The sequence below is a fragment of the Variovorax sp. V213 genome (assembly GCF_041154455.1).
GTDB lineage: Bacteria > Pseudomonadota > Gammaproteobacteria > Burkholderiales > Burkholderiaceae_C > Variovorax.
On the sequence record NZ_AP028664.1, the window covers coordinates 4435637 to 4455198 of the forward strand.

Consider the following 19562-nt stretch of genomic DNA (forward strand, 5'->3'; position numbering starts at 1 on the left):
CTTGGCGCAAGCCTATACAGATTCGAACAGGTCGCGAACCACGCCCCGGAAGCCACGGCCGAACTTGTCGTAACGGCCCGTCATGGCTTCGCGCAGGATGGGCAGACAGCGCGACAACCGGGACGCGGGCAAGGCAGCGCGGAACCGTTGATGCTCGATCTTGCTGCGCACCTTTTCAAGGGTTTGCGGCGAGACGCGGCCGCCCAATTGCTCCAGCCGAGCCAGAAGCAATTCGGCCTTGAAGGCTCGCTCGACGTGCGTATTGCCCCTTGAGGCAAGCGCCTTGCGGACCTTGCCCGCGAAGGTGTCCCGGCGAGCACCGATCTGGTTCGACTGGTGCTGGCGATAGTCGATCAGCGGCTGCTCCAGCAGATCCACCCGGCCGATGGCCGAGGCGATGATGCCCAGCCACTCGTCGTGCACCCATTCGATGGGCAAAGGCAATGCGTGTTCAAGCAGCGAGCGGCGAAACACCGTGGTCGCGCCGGTCACGAGGTTGCGTCGCAGAAACACGTCGAAAGCCTTGCCGCCATGGATGCGCTCGATCTCCGAAGGAGTGACCTCGAGCGCATGAAACAGCGTGTGGCCAAGATCACGCCGGTCGGCGTCGACGAGGCGAGCATCGGTGTGCAAAAGGAGAAGGTTCGGGTCGCGCCCGAAAAGCGGCACCATCTGTGCGAGACGCTCGGGGAGCCAGATGTCGTCCTGGTCACTGAGCGCAATCAGTTCGCTGGTGCAGGCCCGGATTGCCTGCTCGAAATTCTTGACCACGCGCAGCGCGGGCCTGTTCTCGAAGATGCGCAGGGCCACGGGGCGTGCCGGCCGCTCGGCGGCGCACTCGGCGACCGCGGCGCGCACCACATCCACCGAACCGTCGGTCGACGCATCGTCGGACAGCACGATCTCCACGGGCGGCAGGGTCTGGAGACAGATGCTGCGCACCTGCTCGCGCAGGAAATGTGCGCCGTTGTGGGTGCAGAGGGCGACAGAGATTTCGGGGGAATGGGGGATGCTGCTCATGGCTTGCTCGCCCTGCGAGCGGTTGTGGATGCGGCGAGGCGACGGGAGGCGGGTTCCAACAGTTCCTGGGGCCTCCAAGTTGGAGGCCGGTAAAATTATCCCCTTCTTCACACACGAACAAGAAATGCGCCCCCTTTCAGCTGTGCTCTCGGGGGCGCAAAATCCCGGCTCCGGCCGCCATCACAACAGGCAACTTCCAGGCCAGTCGCATGTTTTGTAAGGGCAAGGCGGAACTGTCACTGCAATATCATCACCAATTCGCTGCGCGCTGGACCGGCGTCCAGGGCCGCGGTATTGGCCAGATCGGCAACGTCCAGCACGGGACCTTCCGCGGCGGATATCGCCATATCCATTGAAAGAGAAACATCGATTGACGAATATCGCCAATGAGGAACTGATGCTTCTTGAAGCTCAGTGTCGAGAATATCCGGCCGAGGACGACTTCCTCCGCCAAGCAAACACCCAAAGGCGCGCATGAGCCAAATTCATTCCAATCTGCACCGCAGCCCATGGGCCGACTGGTGGGAAGGCACCCGTCGCACAGACATCTGGTGGACGCTCGCATGGTTCGACGTCGTGCTGCGCTATCGCCGCTCGATGCTGGGGCCTCTCTGGCTCACGTTGAGCATGGGCGCAATGATCGGAGGCATGGGCCCGCTGTACAGCTCGCTTTTCGGGACGGAACTCTCCAAGTTCTTCCCTCACCTCGCGCTTGGCATTATTTTCTGGGGCTTCTTCTCGAGCGTCGTGACGGAGTCGTGCAACGCCTTCGTAGGGTCCTCGAATTACCTCAAGCAAGGCTATTTTCCAATCAGCCTCTTCGTATGGCGCAGCATTGCGCGCAACCTGATCCAGTTCGCGCATCAGGTCGTGCTGTACATCCCGGTTGCGCTTTGGGCGGGCATCTCGCTTTCGTGGTCTGCATTGCTGGTCGTTCCCGCAATGGCCATTGCAATCGTCAATGCGCACGCCCTCGGGTTGCTGCTCGGGCTCGTCTGCACCCGTTTCCGGGACGTGACTCAGATCGTGACCAGCGTCATGCAGATGTTGATGTTTCTGACGCCCGTATTCTGGTTGCCTGAGAGTCTTCCGGGTCGCGCTCAATACATCCTGTGGAATCCGTTTGCCCAGATGCTCGACCTGCTGCGTACCCCACTGATGGGGGGCGTTGCCGAGGTGCACAGCTGGCTGGGCATCATGGGCTGGACGGCCTTGTCCCTCATCGGGTCTGCAATCTTGTTTACCAGATACCGCCGACGCGTTGTCTATTGGCTCTGACACATGGCTTCCATTTCACTCAAAAACGTAGCTGTCAACTTTCCTATTTATGGGGCCGGTGCAGCGTCATTGAAAAAAACGCTTGCGGCTTCTGTAACGGGCGGCAGGTTTGGCAAAGAGACTGGCGTGACAGTTGTTCAGGCGTTGAGCGACATCAATCTCGAGCTGAAGAGCGGAGACCGCCTGGGCTTGATCGGGCACAACGGCGCAGGGAAATCAACGTTGCTCCGCACGCTTGCCGGTGTTTATGAACCCTCCGCCGGCGAGTTCAAGCGCGAGGGCACCGTATCGAGCCTGATCGATCCCTCTCTCGGAATCGAAGCCGACGCCACAGGCATCGAGAACATCATGCTGCGTGGACTTGTCATGGGCATGAGCAAGAAAGAGATCGACAGGCGGATACCGGAAATTTGCGAATTCAGCGGGCTCGGGCAATACGTCAACATGCCTGTGCGAACCTACTCCACCGGCATGATGATGCGGCTCGCTTTTTCAATTTCCACCAGTGTCGAAGCAGACATTCTCCTCATGGACGAATGGCTCTCTGTAGGCGACGCCGAATTCACCGAAAAAGCAGAAAAGCGCATGCGAGACGTGGTTTCCAAGTCGGGCATCCTGGTCCTTGCTTCGCATTCACCGGCACTGATCGCCAAGGAGTGCAACATGGTCGTCAAGCTCAACCACGGACGACTCGAGGCTGCCGAAATGTCTGTACTCGAAACTGCTGAATAGGCAACCGTCCATCGCCCGATAGCAGCGTCCACAGGCCCGTCCTGTGGACGCTTTTTTCTTGCCGCGTCTCAGATTGCCCACCCCCCGCATTTAGGGCGCCGACATGCAGGCCCCGGCACCTGTGTTAAATCTCTCTCTTCCAAGGCAGAATTCAGGCGTCTGCGGCACGTATCGGCCTACAAAACGTGCAGACCCGTGCGCTTTCCTTGAACAAAGAGAGAGGGTTCCATGAAGAAACATGCTGTCGTTACAGGCATCACCGGGCAAGACGGCGCTTATCTGGCCGAGCTGCTGCTTGCCAAGGGTTATGTTGTCTATGGCGCCTATCGCCGCACCAGTTCGGTGAACTTCTGGCGCATCGAAGAGCTTGGAATCCAGAACAATCCCGATCTTCATCTCGTCGAGCATGACCTTACCGACCTCGGCAGCTCGATCACGCTGATCCGCGACGCAGCACCCGACGAGGTCTATAACCTCGCTGCGCAGAGCTTCGTGGGCGTCAGCTTCAATCAGCCCATTGCCACCACGCAGATCACTGGCCTGGGCACGCTGCATCTGCTGGAGGCCATCCGCCTCGTCAATCCCAAAATCCGCTTCTACCAAGCCTCGACGTCGGAGATGTTCGGCAAGGTCCAAGCCATCCCGCAGACCGAAGAAACCCCTTTCTATCCGCGCAGTCCTTATGGCGTTGCAAAGCTCTATGCCCACTGGATGACCATCAACTACCGTGAGAGCTATGGCATCTTCGGCTGCAGCGGCATCCTCTTCAATCACGAAAGCCCCTTGCGCGGCCGGGAGTTCGTCACGCGCAAAATCACCGACAGCGTTGCGAAGATCAAGCTCGGCAAGCTGGACCTGCTGGAACTCGGCAACCTTGATGCCAAGCGCGACTGGGGCTTTGCAAAGGAATACGTCGAGGGTATGTGGCGCATGCTGCAGGCAGAAGAACCCGACACCTACGTGCTCGCGACCAATCGCACGGAAACCGTGCGCGATTTCGTTGCCATGGCGTTCAGAAGCGCCGGTATGGCCATCGAGTTCAGGGGCACCGGCGATTCGGAGTTTGCAGTCGACACGGCCACCGGCAAGACGGTGATGCGCATCAATCCAGCGTTCTATCGCCCGGCGGAAGTGGAGCTTCTGATCGGCAATCCTGCCAAGGCCAAGGCCAAACTCGGTTGGGCGCCTGTCACCACGCTCGAACAGCTGTGCCAGTTGATGGTGGAGGCGGACCTCCGACGAAACGCCCAGGGCGTGTCGTTTTGAGAATACTGCTGACCGGCGCCGAAGGATTCACCGGCCGGGTATTTGCCAGGCGAGCTGTTGCGGCCGGTCACATCGTCACCGCACTTCAGTCCGACCTGACGCATCGCGAGGCGCTGCACCAGGAGGTGCTGGGGCTTGCCCCCGAAGCCGTGGTGCACCTCGCGGCCATCAGCTTTGTGGGGCACGCCAACGAAGCCGCGTTCTACGCCGTGAACGTCGTCGGAACCACCAACCTTCTGGACGCGCTGGTGCAACTGCCTGCAAAGCCTGGCCGTGTTCTTTTGGCCAGCAGCGCCAACATCTACGGCAACACGGCCCAATCGCCCATCAATGAGGAGCAGCCGCCGGCGCCCGTCAACCATTACGGCATGAGCAAGCTTGCCATGGAGTTCATGGCCAAGACCTACAACGACCGGTTGAACCTGGTGGTCACACGCCCCTTCAACTACACCGGCCCCGGACAGGATGCCCATTTCCTGATTCCCAAGCTCGCCGCACACTTCGCCGCCCGCGCGCCTTCGATCGCGCTGGGCAACCTGGACGTGGAACGCGAGTTCAACGATGTGCAGATGGTCTGTGATGCCTACCTGCTGCTGCTCGCCCATGGAGAGCCGGGTGAGACATACAACATCTGCTCAGGACGGCCTCATGCGCTGCGCCGAATCATTGAGACCTTGGCGCGGATGACTTCGCATGACCTGCGCATCGAGATCAATCCGGCCTTCGTCAGGGCGAATGAAGTGCACCGTTTGTGTGGTGACCCGCAGAAGCTCCAGACACTCTTCTCCAGGCAAGGCGTCGCGCTGCATGAACCTTCGCTGGAAGAGACGCTGGGACGCGTGTTGCTTGCCAGGCAAGACTAGCTGAGCTGCAGCGCGCGGACAATCGCTTCGGTCTGGTTCTGCCAGCCAAACTTCAAGAGCGCATCACGCCGGGCCTCCGCCGCCATCACCTCATAAGCCTCGCTGCGATCCAAAGCTCGCAGAATCGCCTCGGTCCATTCGTGTGCTTTGGCCAGGTACCCGTTCTCGCCGTCGCGAATAGCCCGTCGATAAGTGAAACTCGGCGAAGCGATGCTCAATGTGCCGACGCTGGCCGCCTCGAAGTACTTCAACTCGGACTTGCAGTCGGTGAAGGCATTCGATTGCAACGGCATGAGATTGAACTCAACGGTCCCAAGCAGGCGCTGCAAATTCACATAGTCTTGAAAGGGTTGCCGACTGATGCGGTGAGAAAATTCGCGCATCACAGGACCATGGTCGATGTAGCCGACGACCATGACTTCCACATCTGGCCGTTCGGCCAGCACCTCGGCCAGCGCGGGCTCGACGATCGCATAGTCGAGGCGATGAGACGGCGAGCCGCTGAAGTAGCCAAGACATACCTTGCCGTCGCCGACAAAACGCGCATGCTCCTTCTCGGCAAAGATCCTTTCTGCAAGCTCGAGTTGCTCTTTGTTCATGAAGTTCGGCACGACGAACACCGGAAGGCCCGAGTAGTTGGCAAGTTTCTGCGCGAGAAACTCGTTGGTCGTTATGGCGCCATCGCACATCTTTAATGTTTGCCCCATGCGGGCAATCATTGCAAACCAGTCATCCCAGAGACCCTTTTTCGTCACGTCGACGCCTAGGGTGGCAACTACGAGATGGGCGTAGTCCGTATCGAACACCAGATCATCTATGTCGAACAACACGCGTTTTCGGCGCGCACGAAACTTGGTAATCAGTCCGTTGACCTCATGGCAGTAGCGCGAACGACAGATAACCAGTATGTCCGCGGCATCGGCAATTTCGTCGAAACGCTCGCGGTCAGACAAGAAGAAATAGCTCGCCGAGACGTTCCCCGTCTCGCACCCGTTCAGCACCTGAGCCATGTTGTAGGCGCGATAGCGAAACGTGCTGTTGTTCGGCTCCTCGTAGAAGTAAGCAACGCGCACCTCACGTCGATGCAGCATTGCCAGCCGCTCCGAAAGAGGCTGAAGCCAAGGGTCCGCGTAGGGAACGAGGGGAGTCGCCAGTTCAAACATCAGCGTGCCGTCGTGAGCAACTCGAGGATTGGCTCGAACGATTGAGTCCAGTCCGCGCCCAACCCGTTGGCCGCGAAATTGCGCGCGCGTGTTTCCTTGTCTTCCGCAAGCGCCACCCCAGCGCGAAGCGCATCGAGCGCGGCCTCTGTATTCAGTTCGGCGCAAATGATGTTGCGCGAATAGTTGGACAGATCCTGCTTGTTGGCGAACTTGTTGGTCACCACGACCGCGCCGCTGGCCGCCAAGTCGAGTGGCGGATAGCTAGGGTGCGGCGTGTACATCAAACAGAGCCCGAGATCGACCGTCCCCACAAGATCGGCATAAGCTTCCCAGTCCAGCCCTTCGCATCGTTCGGGCACGTAGCCATTGCCGAAAGCCACGTTCGGGATGTGCTTGCCAACTAGCAGAAGGTCCCATTGCTCGAGGTCAAGAATCCCCTCGTTCACAGCCCTCTCGATGATGTCGAGCCCAACATAAAAAAGATTGCGCAGATTGTTTGGCCGCGCGTAGAAGAAGAACTTCTTCTTGCCGCCCGACACCCGCTGGCGCTCGTAAAAAAGCGTCTTCGGAAACGCTGGTTCGAACCAACTCCCGTTGTGTTTCAGGTTGTCCAAGCCACTCGCGATCAGATGGTCATACAGGAGCCGCGTATTGACGACGAATCGGATGTCCTGGTTATTCAGGATTCGTTCGCAATGAACTCGATCGTCCCCGAACGGATAGAACATCCGTTCGTCCTCCTGAAGGAGGTAGATGATCGAAGCAGGGGGCACGCTGGCCAGCGTCGCGGCGGTGGTCCACCACGAGGTGGTGATGAATGTCTCGTCGGGGTGGATATCCAGGCCCGCGGCCCCTGCGCTCTGCGTCGCGCCATCCAGGGCCATGGGAGCAAACGCAAACTGAACTTCGTGCTTCAGTTGGATTCCGTAGGCACCCAGGATCTGCGCGGCATTCGAAGCAGAGGGGGCTTCGGTGCGCGTCACGATCCGCAACGAGGCATTCATTCGATTTGCGAGTTGAGCAGCTAGCAGCAGCGCAGTCCCCACTCCGCCAAACAGACTTTCCCTGCCAATGCTATCGGTCACCAGGCTCACTCTTGGCAACGCGTTCGGAATGAGGAAAGTCTCTAGTGGCTGAGAGGTCAGAAAACGTGTGCGAACGACTTTGCTCGCAGCCAGAGCGTGATCGTCTCGCCCGAAGGCAATATCCGTCGAATGACTTTCGTCCCCAAAATCATCGAGAGCCATTTTGTTGAAGATCGGGCGACCTGCAATGGCGTCACCTATCTTGGCGCGAATGAGCCGCATTGCAGCAGCTGTGCCGTGTTCGCTCCAAAAAGCCACGAACCGACTCCCTCGCGTATTCATCATTTAACTCCTCGCGTTTTATAGATGCCGACGGAAAGAGACGATCTACGTCCCACAAAGAGCCGCCGTGATTCACCAGAACAAGGAAATCCGGTATCGCATCGCACTCCTACAAGACCGCACGCCTTACGATCGCGGTTTTGATCCACTCCCCAAGGACATGGGCCACATTCAAACACCGTTCTCGCATCTCTCCAGCCCGCTTATGTAGAAATTTCCATATCGCGCGCCTCACTGCGCACGCAAGACATGAACAAATCTCTACCTTTCGAGTCCATTTTCGCTTCGTGAATAACGCCCTCAAACTCCAATTCAGTTGCGCGAGCACCAAATTGCTTGATCATTGCAAACTTTGCGAAAGGCATGCCTTCAAACAAGAGCTCGCGCCATTGATGGACGGTTCGATTGGAATCAGAAGTCGACGGAAACAGCGCTTCGATCTTCAAGCCCGAACGAAGCATCGCATCTGTCAGCCCCAATTCGTAGGATTGAATGACCTCATCTTTTGTAGCTAGGCTCTCTATTCGATTTACAAAATCACGAAAGTCTGGCGACTGCAATGCACGTGGCTTCAACGCCACAAAAAAACTTTGAAGATGCCAACGAACCTCGTGATTATCTACAAGGCCAACGAGATCTGATGTGCTTAAACGAATTTTCTGAATCAGATTTTCAAATGCAACAGTTTCAAATGGGCCCACCAAACTATCATTCAATAAATACAATATTTTTGCGTTGAACAGGGCGGTATTCGACTTCAAAACATGCGCCCAAGCAGCAAAATCGAAACCCTCATTGGCCCGCATCACCGCACCGTCTACGAGCGTCAATATCTCATCAGGCACGTCTATTGAAACATCGTCAGCGGCAATAATCAGGATTACGGAAATTCCCTCTTGCCGCAAGCTTCGAAGATAATGTGCAATATGCGGCTTCATCAGCGATCGAGGTCGATGTGTGACGAACAACGCAACTTCGGATCGATCGTCCGGCAATTTCTTAACTACTTGAAATGAAGATGCCTCGACCCGCCAATTGCGAGCCCTCCCAAAGGCATTTGATTCCACCAAGCGAGCGTGCAACTCTTCGTCGAGGCTACGAGCTATTTGTTCGGCGTCGAAGCGCACCGCATCGCTGCTGGCGAGCCGCGTTTCATCACTTCCTGGCTGCAATGCGTCAGTCCTGCCATCGACGAAGTTTCCTATGGCCTGAGTTAGCGCTTTCGCAATACCATGTGGGTCCAATGCGTCAACATTCACCACGTTGGACGCCACCTGAGACAAATCCTTGTTTGTAAACTTGTTGGTAATCGTCCAGACACCGGCCGCAGTCATTTCGAGGGGCGGATAACTCGGATGTGGCGACATCATGATTGAGACACCCACAGCCGCCTCGGACAGCAGTTCGCCATACGCGGCCAGCGATAACTTTCCACTGACGCGCGCATTCAGCAAATGGGTAGAGATGCCTTCTGGCATATCCTCGCCGATAGAAACTATTTCCCACTGGGCTGCAAGATCCGGGAAGCGGGCTTGCCATAGTCGGATCCCGTCAACAATGAGTTCGAATCCATTGCGTGGCACTGACGGGCGCCCGTAGAAGATGATCAGATTGCGTCGCTTACGCGGTGATTGAGCCGCAACAATCTGGGCATTCGGCTCATACGGCAGCAAGTAGGTTGTGCCCGTCCGATAGTGAGCGGCGAAATAATCGTACAGCTGCTGCGAGTTGATTATGGCGATGTCGCGCTGCAGGCGCAAATAGGTCGACTCTGCCAAGCCCCACCGGCTCGACCACGGGTAAAAGCCCGGTTCAAAATCCTGGATGAGATAAATGAACGAGCAATGGCCTGAGTAAAAATCTCGCTGCAGGTCGCGTAGATCCAGACCTTGGGTCGCATTCCACCAAGCTGATGCCATAAAGTGGTCGCCTGCCCGCAAAGACACCGAAGTATTGATGCCAGGAGTCGCGTCGACGATCGAACGCGAGTCGGAATCGAACATGGTGTCGCCTTCGGCGAACACGTAGTCTTCAAACAGTAGACGTGCTTCCGATGTAATGGGTGCGTCCGTTACCACCAATCGGAAATCCCATTCTCGTCCCAGTCGCTCCGAAATAGTTCTAAAGACGCGCAGCGCCGTTGCAACGCCACCGAATGTCTGATGCGGATTGATCGTAGGAATCAGCAAATTGAGCCTGGGTCGTGCCACGTCCGAAAAGTACGATCGCAACGGCCGTATCTCACCGAAGCGTTGTTCGAGCAGGCGCGGTTGCCGTACAGATGAAGCGTGGATGGAGCGAAATGCAAGTTTGACCCCCAGATCGATATCGTCGGGGCAATAAACATCCAGCAACTGATCACCGGGCTCCGCGGACGCGCGCCGCGACACCTTGGCCCATTTGAAGCCAGCTGCCTCTACAAACACCAAATAGCTTCGCTCAATGGCATGAGCCAACGTTCCATCGACCAATCCTTGTTCAGTTCCAAAATCGTCGAAACTCAGGTTGAGTGCCAACAGTTTGCGCAGGGCGCTACTACGCGCCCAAAACATGGACCCTGATGGAAATTCCAGTGTCAAATCGCGCGACAATACGATACCGGCGCGCTGCAACAGTTCACGAGCGAGAGGAAAATCATAGCCCCAGTTCAATGAACCACGCACTGGCTTAAAATGCATGGGAAACACCATGCCCATATTGGGTCGACTGAGCAGCGCCAGATTCGATCGAACAATCTCCGGCGAGCCAAGCAGATGATCCAATAGATGGCTCCGCCATCCATTCAACACGCCGTTGTGAGGTGATCGCTTTGAATGAATATGCAAAACATATTCGAAGCGGCCATATACATCTGCAAAACCCACAATTTTTGGGGCAATGTCGCGGCCTTTGTTCGGAAAAATCCGAATCACAGTTTCTTCAGGAAGTAGTCCGCTTTCACCTATTGCCTCTTGGACCGCCAATTTACCCGCTTCGTTCGCGACGGAAATAAAGAGTGAATAGCGGACCGGGAAATTCTTCAGAAGGCCGAAAATTTCCGAAGCGTACTCCTCATAGTAGAGGTGCGCGACAACGGCAACGTGCTCCACCGTTGAAGCGATTTCGGCGTCGAACGGAATTGCGATACTGAAGTCTACTCGCGGGTCAGGCCGAATCGCATTGACAATTCCTTGAGCATTAATTACAGGTTGTGAATCCGTTACCGCCGTGCTTGGGCGCTGAGGTAAATGATCGACTTGGGGGGCGCGCTTTAAACCGCGACGGCGACGAAGTTCGGCCAGACTGAACTCACAAGCCCACAGGAATCCGTTTTGCCGCATTTCGGTCCAAAACCGGTCGGCAACTCTCTTAACTCTTCTCATGCGCTTCAGCCCCGTGGTACGCCGCCGGCGATGAGCGCCTTCACGCGGCTCAACACGCGGGTGTAACGCCAAGCCTGCGTGCCTTCAATTTCACTAACGCGGGCTCGCTGTGCGGCGGCTTCGTGCTGTGCGGAATGTAGTCGCCTTTCCAGATCGCGCTTTTCCAACCGCAACTCAGAAATTACCGTTTGAAGGCCATCGTGATAATTTTTCTCGCATGCAAGTGCACCCTCAGCTGCCAGTTGCCGCGCTTGAGCGGCATCTAATTGCGCTGCAAGCTTATGGATTTCGGATTCTCGATTTGAAGCAACTACTTCCGGCAGTTCAGCCAGCCGACTCCATTCGTTGCCCGCCTCCGAGGGACCACTCGAAGGGCCCTTCGAAAGAATATCGGCACGTTTAGTGATGAGTTCTTCAATCCCGACGATGACACGCTTTCCCAACACATTTGCAAGTGGATGCGCCTTTTTAATGAAGCAAACGGAATTAACAAATGTGATTGAATGTATGCGCGCCAACTCAAGTTCATCAAACTCAACACCATACTGCGTGCGGAAGCCTTCGAGAAGGGAAATTCGATTCGCTTCTACTGCCCAGTGTTCGTGATTGATGATGTCGCAAAGCTTCTTAAAAAACGAGATCGATGAGTAGGGATGAAACACCCCGCCTTCATAGGCTTGCCAGTAGCTCGCATGCAAATCCTCGGCAACGTAAATGCCTCCATCACGCAAATATGGGAAATACTGCGAAAAAGTTCGAACGATATCCTCCGATCGATGCGAACCATCATCAATAACGATATCAAGCGGACCGGAAATCTCAATCAATTTCCTTCGAATCGGTTCGGAGGTAGCATCTCCGACAATCAGGTTTACCCTTGGATCATCAAATACAAGCGCGCGACAACGCTCATCAATGTCGCAGCCCAGGATGTGTTTCGCTTCTGGGAAATACTTTGCCCAGATCTCGAGAGACCCCCCGTTTTGCACTCCGATTTCCAAGACACTTACTGCTGTTTTTCGCAGGGGGTCGAAATGCGCCTGATAGGCCGGCAGATAGTTCGTCCATTTGTCTGAAGTTTTTCCGCGGTGCTGCTCGTAAAGTTCCACGAGACTTTCTGTACTCATTCCCGACTCCAGATCCATTATTCAAACAGCTCCGCGTCACCAAGCTGAGCGCCGCGCGCATCCTTGTCTGAAACGAGGGGTGAGGCATTATTGAGAGGCCAAGTAATACCGAGTTCGGAAGCATTCCAAACAATACTGCGCTCATGCGCAGGCGCGTAATAGTCGGTGGTCTTGTACAGGAACTCCGCCGTCTCGCTCAGAACGAGAAAACCGTGTGCAAAACCCGGGGGGACCCACAGCTGCCTGTGGTTGTCCTCGCTGAGCTCCACGCCCACCCATTTGCCAAAGGTCGGCGACGACTTGCGAATGTCCACAGCCACGTCGAACACCGCGCCTCGAACAACACGCACCAGCTTTCCCTGCGGCTGCTGGATCTGATAGTGCAAGCCGCGCAGCACACCCTTCGCCGAGCGCGAATGGTTGTCCTGCACGAACTCGACATGCCGCCCGACAGCCTCGTCGAACGCCTTGCCGTTGAAGCTCTCGTAGAAGAAGCCGCGCGCATCGCCGAAGACCTTCGGCTCGATGATCAGCACCTCGGGAATGGCGGTGGGCGTTGCCTTCACGAGCGCACCTCCTCGGCCAGCAGATGGTTCAGGTACTTGCCGTAGCCGTTCTTCTGCAGCGGCGCGGCGAGCCTTGCCAGCTGCTCGCGGTCGATGAAGCCATGGCGCCACGCGATTTCTTCCGGACAGGCGATCTTCAGGCCCTGCCGGTGCTCCAGCGTTGCGATGAACTGCCCCGCTTCCAGCAGGCTCTCATGCGTGCCGGTATCGAGCCACGCATAGCCGCGTTGCATGATCTGCACGTTCAGCTGCTTGAGATCCAGATAAGCCTGGTTGACGGCCGTGATCTCGAGTTCGCCACGCGCGCTGGGCTTCACGGCCTTGGCAATGTCGACCACCTGGTTGTCGTAGAAGTAGAGGCCGGTCACCGCGTAGCTGCTCTTGGGCTGGGCCGGCTTCTCCTCGATGCTGCTGGCCTTGCCCTCGGCATCGAAGGCGACCACGCCGTAGCGCTCAGGGTCGTGCACGTGATAAGCGAACACGGTGGCGCCGGATTGCTTCGAATCGGCATCGGCGAGCAGATGCGCAAAGTCGTGGCCGTAGAAGATGTTGTCGCCCAGCACCAGCGCGCTCGGCGAATTTCCTACGAATTTGTCGCCGATGATGAAGGCCTGTGCCAGGCCATCGGGACTTGGTTGCACCGCGTACTGCAGGTTGATGCCCCACTGGCTGCCGTCGCCCAGCAGTTGCTGGAAGCGCGGCGTGTCCTGCGGCGTGCTGATGATCAGGATGTCGCGCATGCCGCCGAGCATCAGCGTGCTGAGCGGGTAGTAGATCATTGGCTTGTCGTACACCGGCAGCAGCTGCTTGCTGAGCGCGAGCGTGGCCGGGTGGAGGCGCGTGCCCGAGCCGCCAGCGAGGATGATGCCTTTGCGTTTCGTCGTGATCTTGGTAGTCATCGTTGTGCTTTTCTCCTTGCTTTCTTTGCTTTGCCGCGCTCGGCGTGCTTAAAGGGTTTCGCGCAGCATGCGGGCTACGCCCTGCTGCCAGTGCGGCAGCACCAGGTCGAAGGTGGACTGCAACTTGCGCGTGTCCAGGCGCGAGTTGGCGGGACGTGTCGCAGGAGTGGGGAAGGCGCTGGTGGGCACGGCATCGACCTCTGCAGGCCCGGCCTTGAGTTCGACGCCAGCCGCCTTCGCCTGCTCGAGCACAAAGCGCGCATAGCCGCACCAGGTGGTTTCACCGCCAGCCACTGCGTGATAGAGCCCGGCCTTGGCCGGATCTTGCAGGGTGGCGCGAATGGCGTGTGCCGTGACATCGGCGAGCAGTTCGGCCCCGGTGGGCGCGCCGAACTGGTCGTCGATGACGGTCAGGCGATCCCGATCCTTGGCGATCCGCAGCATGGTCTTGGCAAAGTTGCCGCCGCGCGCGGCATAGACCCAGCTGGTGCGAAAGATCAGGTGCCTGGCGCAGTGCGCGGCCACGAGTTGTTCGCCTTCGAGCTTGGTGCGCCCGTACACGCTGAGGGGGCCGGTGGCGTCGTCTTCTTTCCAGGGCTTGCTGCCGCTGCCGTCGAACACGTAGTCGGTGGAGTAGTGCACCATGAGCGCACCGATTTGCTGGGCGGCCTGGGCCACCACGCCGGGCGAGGTGGCGTTGAGCTTGCGCGCAAACTCGGGCTCGCTCTCGGCCTTGTCGACCGCGGTGTGGGCCGCGGCATTGACGATGACGTCGGGACGGACCTTGAGCACGGTCTCGGCCAGTTGCTCGGGGCGGCTGAAGTCGGCATTCAATTCGGTGCTGTCGAAATCGAGCGCCACCAGCTCGCCCAACGGTGCGAGGCTGCGCTGCAGTTCCCAGCCGACCTGTCCGCCCTTGCCCAGCAGCAGCAACTTCATGCCGCGGCCTTGGCCGCGGGCGCGGCGTCGTATTGCTTCTCGACCCATTCGCGGTAGGCACCGCTTTGCACGTTGCGCACCCACTCGGCGTTGGCTAGGTACCACTCGACGGTCTTGCGAATGCCGCTGTCGAAGGTCTCGGCGGGCTTCCATCCGAGTTCGCGTTCGAGCTTGCGCGCGTCGATGGCGTAGCGGCGGTCATGGCCCGGGCGATCGGTGACGTAGCTGATCTGCTCCTTGTAGGGCTTGCCGTCGGCCTTGGGGCGCAGTTCGTCGAGCAACGCGCACACGGTGTTGACGATTTCGATGTTGGGCTTCTCGTTCCAGCCGCCGACGTTGTAGGTCTCGCCGAGCTTGCCGGCCTCGAGCACGCGGCGGATGGCGCTGCAGTGGTCCTTCACGTAGAGCCAGTCGCGCACCTGCATGCCGTCGCCGTACACGGGCAGCGGTTTGCCGGCCAGTGCGTTGACGATCATCAGCGGGATGAGCTTCTCGGGGAAGTGGAAGGGCCCGTAGTTGTTGGAGCAGTTGGTGGTGAGCACCGGCACGCCATAGGTGTGGTGCCAGGCGCGCACGAGGTGGTCGCTGGCGGCCTTGCTGGCCGAGTAGGGGCTGTTGGGCTCGTACTTGTTCTCTTCGGTGAAGGCGGGGTCGGTCTTGGAAAGCGAGCCGTAGACCTCGTCGGTCGACACATGCAGGAAGCGGAACGCGGCCTTCTGGTCGGCCGGCAACGCGCTCCAGTAGCCACGCACGGACTCGAGCAAACGGAAGGTGCCGAGCACGTTGGTCTGCACGAAATCTTCGGGGCCGTGGATGGAACGATCGACATGCGATTCCGCGGCAAAGTTCACGATCGCGCGCGGTTTGTGCTCAGCCAGCAGGCGGTCGACCAGGGCGCTGTCGCCGATGTCGCCCTGCACGAAGATGTGCCGTGGATCGCTTTTGAGCGACGCGAGCGTCTCGAGGTTGCCGGCGTAGGTGAGTTTGTCGAGATTCACGACCGGCTCGTCGCTCTGCGAGATCCAGTCGAGTACGAAATTGGCGCCAATAAAGCCGGCGCCGCCGGTTACCAGAATCATGAGTCCCCCGAAGTTGTCGAACAATCGCCCTCAGGCGAATCTGTCCCGTGATTATCCCATTGGACCGAATTGCCAAAATCGAGGGGTGGGCAGCTCGGCGCGTGCGCCTACAATAGCCCCTACTGCAGGAGAGCAGGTAGCGCTTTTTGCTACCTCACCGAAGGCGCAAACTCCCATAAACGCTCAGGTCGGCCCTCCGAATTCTTGAAGTTCTTCTTTCAAAGAGTTTCGAGAAGGGCCTGTACTGCACCAACTGATACGCCGTCTGGAGAGCCGTCACCTTTGCGTGATGCACCGAAGGAGCAAACCCGCTGCGGGCGCAGCGGGTGAATCTCTCAGGTACCAAGGACAGGGGGAGCGGCAACTTGGACGGCGGTCGTCCGGTTGCTTGCTATTGAATCAGTAGCAAACCAAGCCCGCCGTTCAAGCGCCAACCTCAAAAGGTACTTGAAATGCGCGTGATCGTTCTTGGCGCCGGCCTGCTCGGCGTGACTTCGGCTTACTACCTCCAGCAACTCGGCCACGAAGTGACCGTCATCGACCGGCAGGCCACGCCTGCGGCCGAAACCAGCTTTGCCAACGGCGGGCAGATTTCGGTCAGCCATGCCGAACCCTGGGCCAACCCCAGCGCGCCGCTCAAGGTGCTGCAATGGCTGGGCAGGGAAGACGCCCCGCTGCTCTTTCGCATTCGCGCCGACATGCGCCAATGGCTCTGGGGCCTGCAGTTCCTGCGCGAATGCACCCCGGCACGCACGCGGCACAACATCGAGCAGATCGTGCGCCTGGGCACCTACAGCCGCGACACGCTGCAGCAGCTGCGCGCCGACACCGGCCTCCAATACGACCAGCGCACGCAGGGCATCCTGCACTTCTATACGACGCAGAAGGAGTTCGACGGGGCGCTGAAGCCGGCCGAACAGATGCGCGCCCTCGGCTGCGAGCGGCTGGTGATCTCGGCCGACGAGGCCGTGAAGATCGAGCCTGCCCTCGCCCACATCCGTCCTCAGCTGGCCGGCGCCACCTACACGGCCGAGGACGAATCCGGCGACGCCAACCGCTTCGCGCGCGAACTGGTCGGCCTGGCCGCCGCGGCCGGCGTGAAGTTCCTCATGAGCCACACGGTGACGGCTTTGCGCGAAGCCGGCGGCAGCATCGACCACATCGAAGCCACCGACAGCGAAGGCCGCTTCCAGCGCATCCGGGGCGATGCCTTCGTGCTCGCGATGGGCTCGTTGAGCCCGCTCTATGCGGCACCGCTGGGCATTCGCCTGCCGATCTACCCGGCCAAGGGCTATTCAGTGACATTGCCCGTGAAGGACGCCTCCAAGGCCCACCAGGTTTCGCTCACCGACGACGAGTACAAGCTCGTGTTCTCGCGCTACACCTCGGCCAGCGGCGACCGCCTGCGCATTGCCGGCACGGCTGAGCTCAACGGCTACGACCGCGACCTGAACCGCGTGCGCTGCGAGGCGATCGTGCGGCGCGTCGAAGAACTGTTTCCGGGTGCCGGCGACACCACGCAGGCCCAGTTCTGGACCGGCCTGCGTCCCGCAACGCCAAGCAACGTGCCGCTGATCGGCAAGACGAAGCTGCCGAACCTGTTCCTCAACACCGGCCACGGCACGCTCGGCTGGACGCATGCCTGCGGCTCGGGCAAGTCGATTGCGCGCATCGTGAGCGGGCTCGTGCCCGAGGTCGACTTTGCGTTCACCGGCATGCCTGCGCCGGCCGCGCGCGCGCTGCAGCCGGCCTGAACGCCGGCAGCGGCGGCTCAGTCCTTGCTGGTAAACACCGTCAGCACCCCCGTATAGCCATACAGGTGGTGCCGGGCGATCTCGCCCGCCGCAAAGAAACCGACCAGCGGCACGTCGCCCAGTGCGTGCCGCACGATCTGCAGTTCGGCGCCCGGGGCGCCGAAGTGCGGCCCGCCGCGTCCCGAGCAGCTCACGTACACGGCCCCTGCAATGCGGCGCGCCGGATGCGGCGCTGCCTCGGCCTCGCCGGCTGCCACGGCGCGCGCAGTGGCCAGCGTCTGCTCCTCGGGCTCCAGCTCTTCGCGGATTTCCGCGCAGATGCGCATCAGGTCGGCGCGCGCGGCCTGCGCATTGCGGCGGCAGAAGGTCAGGCGCATGCCGGCTTCGGCCACGTCGGCGATGGCGATGCCGCGGCGCGTGGGGTCCAGGCCGATGATGTGGCGCACCAGCACGTCGGCGCCCAGGTCGCCGGTGCGGCGGATGCCGTCGCTGCCCGCATCGGCAAGGCCTACCAGGGTGGCGCGCACGGCGTCGATGGCTTCCTGCGGCCGCTCGAGCGACACCTGCAGGTCGGCCAGCAGCACATCGAGCGCAGGTTCGCCGTCGAGCTTGAGCAGCAGGTTGCCGTCCGCCTCGGTGATCTCGCGCTCGCGCCCCGCGCCCGAGCGCAGTGGCTGGCAGCCTTGCGTGACGCGCGACACCAGCCGCACGCCTTCACCGAACACCACGCCCGACAAGCCACCCGAAAACACGCCCCCCGCCGCGCCATGCCCGCGGATGTTGCCGTTGCCGCCCACCGCGAACTGCAGCGCGCCCGCGCGGCCCGACGACAGCCCGCCGAACAGATAGCCGGTGTCGGTGCGGCCCGCCATTTCGCCAATGAGTTCCGTCAGGTCGGGTGTCGCGGGGTCCGCATGCACCAGAGCCGTGTGCGCCTCGAAACCGCTCATCTCCGAATTGCCGAGCGGCGCCACACCGGAGAACACGCGGTACTGGTCGCTCGGCAGCGCGCAGAGCATCAGGCAGAGGCCGGGCTCGTCGAAATACTCGGCATTGTTGGCCGACACGCCGATGCCGACCGTGCCCGACCAATCGGTGACCTCGGGAAGCTCGGCGCTCAGGTGATCGAGGATGTCTTGCGCGTCCGACGCGTAGTGGTCGGTGATGTAGAGCAGCCCGAGCGTCGGCGACGAGGCGTAGTCGGGCAGCGCCATCTGCGCCCGCAACTGGGCCAGCACGAGGCCGGCCGCCATGCGCCATTGCGGATGGGTGGCATGGCCGGAAGGAAACAGCTTCATGATGCGTGCCAACCCGTTCTCTTCAAAATGTTTCGTGTATGACGTCAGCGCCGGCCGGTCGTTCGCTTGCGCGCGGCGGCCGGTGCCTTTTTCTTTGCGGCGGGCGCCGCTGCCGCCTTCCTGGCCGCGGACTTGGCAGCTGCGGGAGCCGCCGGCTTGCCCATGGCCTTGTCTACGGCATCGGCCAGGGGCTGGGCCATGGCCGGCACCTTGAGCTGGGCTGCATCCTGCAGCGCCGAGCTGGCAATCTGCTGAAACTGCTCGGTCAACGAGCCCCACCATTGCATCGGATCCACCACCCCGCCGTTGCCGCCCGAAGCGGCCGCGGACGAAGCCGGCTTGCTGCGCGCCTTCCTGGCGGACGCTGGTGCCTCCTCCGGTTCGGCTTCGGCCTCGGCCTCGGTTGGCGCAGCAGCAGCCGGTGCCGACACAGGCGCGGAAGCAGCAGCAGGCGCCACGGCGGCCGCCTGCTTGGTGAACGCATTGGCAATATCTTCCATCCGCACGTTCATGCCGCGCAAGGTCGAAAGTGTCATCTTTTGCACTTCGAGGGCCTGGATGGTGGCCTTGAGCGCATGGCCGTTCTGTTCGAGCCAGTACTGCACCGTCTTGAGCTCCTGGATGCGCTTGTCGACCTCTTCGACGCTCAGCGTGGGCGCCACCCAGCTCGCAAGGCTCGGCAAACCAGGTACCGCGGTCGCGCCGGCGCCCGAACCAGCGGCGGCACCGCCGGCAAGGTTCTTCAGGAAATCGAATCCAGGGACAAATTGGCTGAAGTCGAAGGGTTGGCTGGCGTTGCTCATGCGGCGGTCTCCAGGGTTGGGTTTTCTTGTGATGCCAGCTTACTCC

17 protein-coding genes and 1 riboswitch are annotated in these 19562 nt (G+C 59.8%); of the genes, 5 read left to right on the forward strand and 12 right to left on the reverse strand.

What is annotated here, in order from left to right; genetic code table 11:
• Positions 1-12: 12 nt before the first annotated feature.
• Positions 13-1020 carry a glycosyltransferase family 2 protein gene (locus tag ACAM55_RS21050; protein WP_369653392.1) on the reverse strand — a complete coding sequence of 336 codons (1008 nt, stop codon included), beginning with the start codon at positions 1018-1020 and terminating at the stop codon, positions 13-15.
• 236 nt (positions 1021-1256) lie between these two features.
• Positions 1257-1496: a hypothetical protein gene (locus ACAM55_RS21055; protein ID WP_369653393.1), complete on the reverse strand. Its 240-nt coding sequence runs from the start codon at positions 1494-1496 to the stop codon at positions 1257-1259.
• Here ACAM55_RS21055 and ACAM55_RS21060 point away from each other — a divergent pair.
• The 4 genes from ACAM55_RS21060 (at position 1495) to ACAM55_RS21075 (ending at position 5159) form a co-directional block, all read left to right on the forward strand.
• Positions 1495-2298, forward strand: a complete 804-nt coding sequence (locus tag ACAM55_RS21060) for an ABC transporter permease (protein WP_369653394.1) — start codon at positions 1495-1497, stop codon at positions 2296-2298. The two genes, ACAM55_RS21055 and ACAM55_RS21060, sit on opposite strands and share 2 nt — an antisense overlap.
• Positions 2299-2301: 3 nt before the next feature.
• Positions 2302-3030: an ABC transporter ATP-binding protein gene (locus tag ACAM55_RS21065; RefSeq protein WP_369653395.1), complete on the forward strand. Its 729-nt coding sequence runs from the start codon at positions 2302-2304 to the stop codon at positions 3028-3030.
• Positions 3031-3258: 228 nt separating this feature from the next.
• Positions 3259-4296: a GDP-mannose 4,6-dehydratase gene (gene gmd, locus ACAM55_RS21070; protein ID WP_369653396.1), complete on the forward strand. Its 1038-nt coding sequence runs from the start codon at positions 3259-3261 to the stop codon at positions 4294-4296.
• Positions 4293-5159, forward strand: a complete 867-nt coding sequence (locus ACAM55_RS21075; RefSeq protein WP_369653397.1) for a GDP-mannose 4,6-dehydratase — start codon at positions 4293-4295, stop codon at positions 5157-5159. Before gmd ends, ACAM55_RS21075 begins: the two co-directional genes overlap by 4 nt.
• On the opposite strand, the gene ACAM55_RS21080 is transcribed toward ACAM55_RS21075, so the two are convergent.
• From ACAM55_RS21080 to rfbB, 8 genes are all read right to left on the reverse strand, one after another.
• Complete coding sequence (locus tag ACAM55_RS21080; RefSeq protein ID WP_369653398.1) at positions 5156-6322, reverse strand: glycosyltransferase; 1167 nt, start codon at positions 6320-6322, stop codon at positions 5156-5158. The genes ACAM55_RS21075 and ACAM55_RS21080 overlap by 4 nt on opposite strands.
• Entirely contained in the window at positions 6322-7665 is a 1344-nt protein-coding gene (locus ACAM55_RS21085) for a hypothetical protein (protein WP_369653399.1), read from the reverse strand. Before ACAM55_RS21085 ends, ACAM55_RS21080 begins: the two co-directional genes overlap by 1 nt.
• 227 nt (positions 7666-7892) lie before the next feature.
• Positions 7893-11051 (reverse strand): rhamnan synthesis F family protein, encoded by a 3159-nt coding sequence (locus ACAM55_RS21090; RefSeq protein ID WP_369653400.1) that lies wholly within the window; start codon positions 11049-11051, stop codon positions 7893-7895.
• A 5-nt stretch (positions 11052-11056) separates the two neighbouring features.
• On the reverse strand, positions 11057-12160 hold the full coding sequence (locus ACAM55_RS21095) for a class I SAM-dependent methyltransferase (protein ID WP_369653401.1): 1104 nt from the start codon (positions 12158-12160) through the stop codon (positions 11057-11059).
• 35 nt (positions 12161-12195) lie between these two features.
• Positions 12196-12744: a dTDP-4-dehydrorhamnose 3,5-epimerase gene (gene rfbC, locus ACAM55_RS21100; protein ID WP_369653402.1), complete on the reverse strand. Its 549-nt coding sequence runs from the start codon at positions 12742-12744 to the stop codon at positions 12196-12198.
• Positions 12741-13643 (reverse strand): glucose-1-phosphate thymidylyltransferase RfbA, encoded by a 903-nt coding sequence (gene rfbA, locus ACAM55_RS21105; RefSeq protein WP_369653403.1) that lies wholly within the window; start codon positions 13641-13643, stop codon positions 12741-12743. The genes rfbC and rfbA overlap by 4 nt, the downstream gene beginning before the upstream one ends.
• A 48-nt stretch (positions 13644-13691) precedes the next feature.
• Positions 13692-14582 carry a dTDP-4-dehydrorhamnose reductase gene (rfbD, locus tag ACAM55_RS21110; protein WP_369653404.1) on the reverse strand — a complete coding sequence of 297 codons (891 nt, stop codon included), beginning with the start codon at positions 14580-14582 and terminating at the stop codon, positions 13692-13694.
• Complete coding sequence (gene rfbB, locus ACAM55_RS21115; RefSeq protein ID WP_369653405.1) at positions 14579-15661, reverse strand: dTDP-glucose 4,6-dehydratase; 1083 nt, start codon at positions 15659-15661, stop codon at positions 14579-14581. The genes rfbD and rfbB overlap by 4 nt, the downstream gene beginning before the upstream one ends.
• A gap of 255 nt (positions 15662-15916) precedes the next feature.
• Positions 15917-16023: riboswitch (glycine riboswitch) on the forward strand.
• Between the two features lie 90 nt (positions 16024-16113).
• Here rfbB and ACAM55_RS21120 point away from each other — a divergent pair.
• The gene (locus tag ACAM55_RS21120) at positions 16114-17415 is read left to right on the forward strand and encodes a D-amino acid dehydrogenase (protein WP_369653406.1); all 1302 of its coding nucleotides are present in this window, start codon (positions 16114-16116) and stop codon (positions 17413-17415) included.
• A gap of 17 nt (positions 17416-17432) precedes the next feature.
• On the opposite strand, the gene ACAM55_RS21125 is transcribed toward ACAM55_RS21120, so the two are convergent.
• Both ACAM55_RS21125 and ACAM55_RS21130 read right to left on the reverse strand, forming a co-directional pair.
• Complete coding sequence (locus ACAM55_RS21125) at positions 17433-18713, reverse strand: FIST N-terminal domain-containing protein (protein ID WP_369653407.1); 1281 nt, start codon at positions 18711-18713, stop codon at positions 17433-17435.
• A gap of 44 nt (positions 18714-18757) precedes the next feature.
• Positions 18758-19516, reverse strand: a complete 759-nt coding sequence (locus ACAM55_RS21130; RefSeq protein ID WP_369653408.1) for a PhaM family polyhydroxyalkanoate granule multifunctional regulatory protein — start codon at positions 19514-19516, stop codon at positions 18758-18760.
• Positions 19517-19562 lie beyond the last annotated feature (46 nt).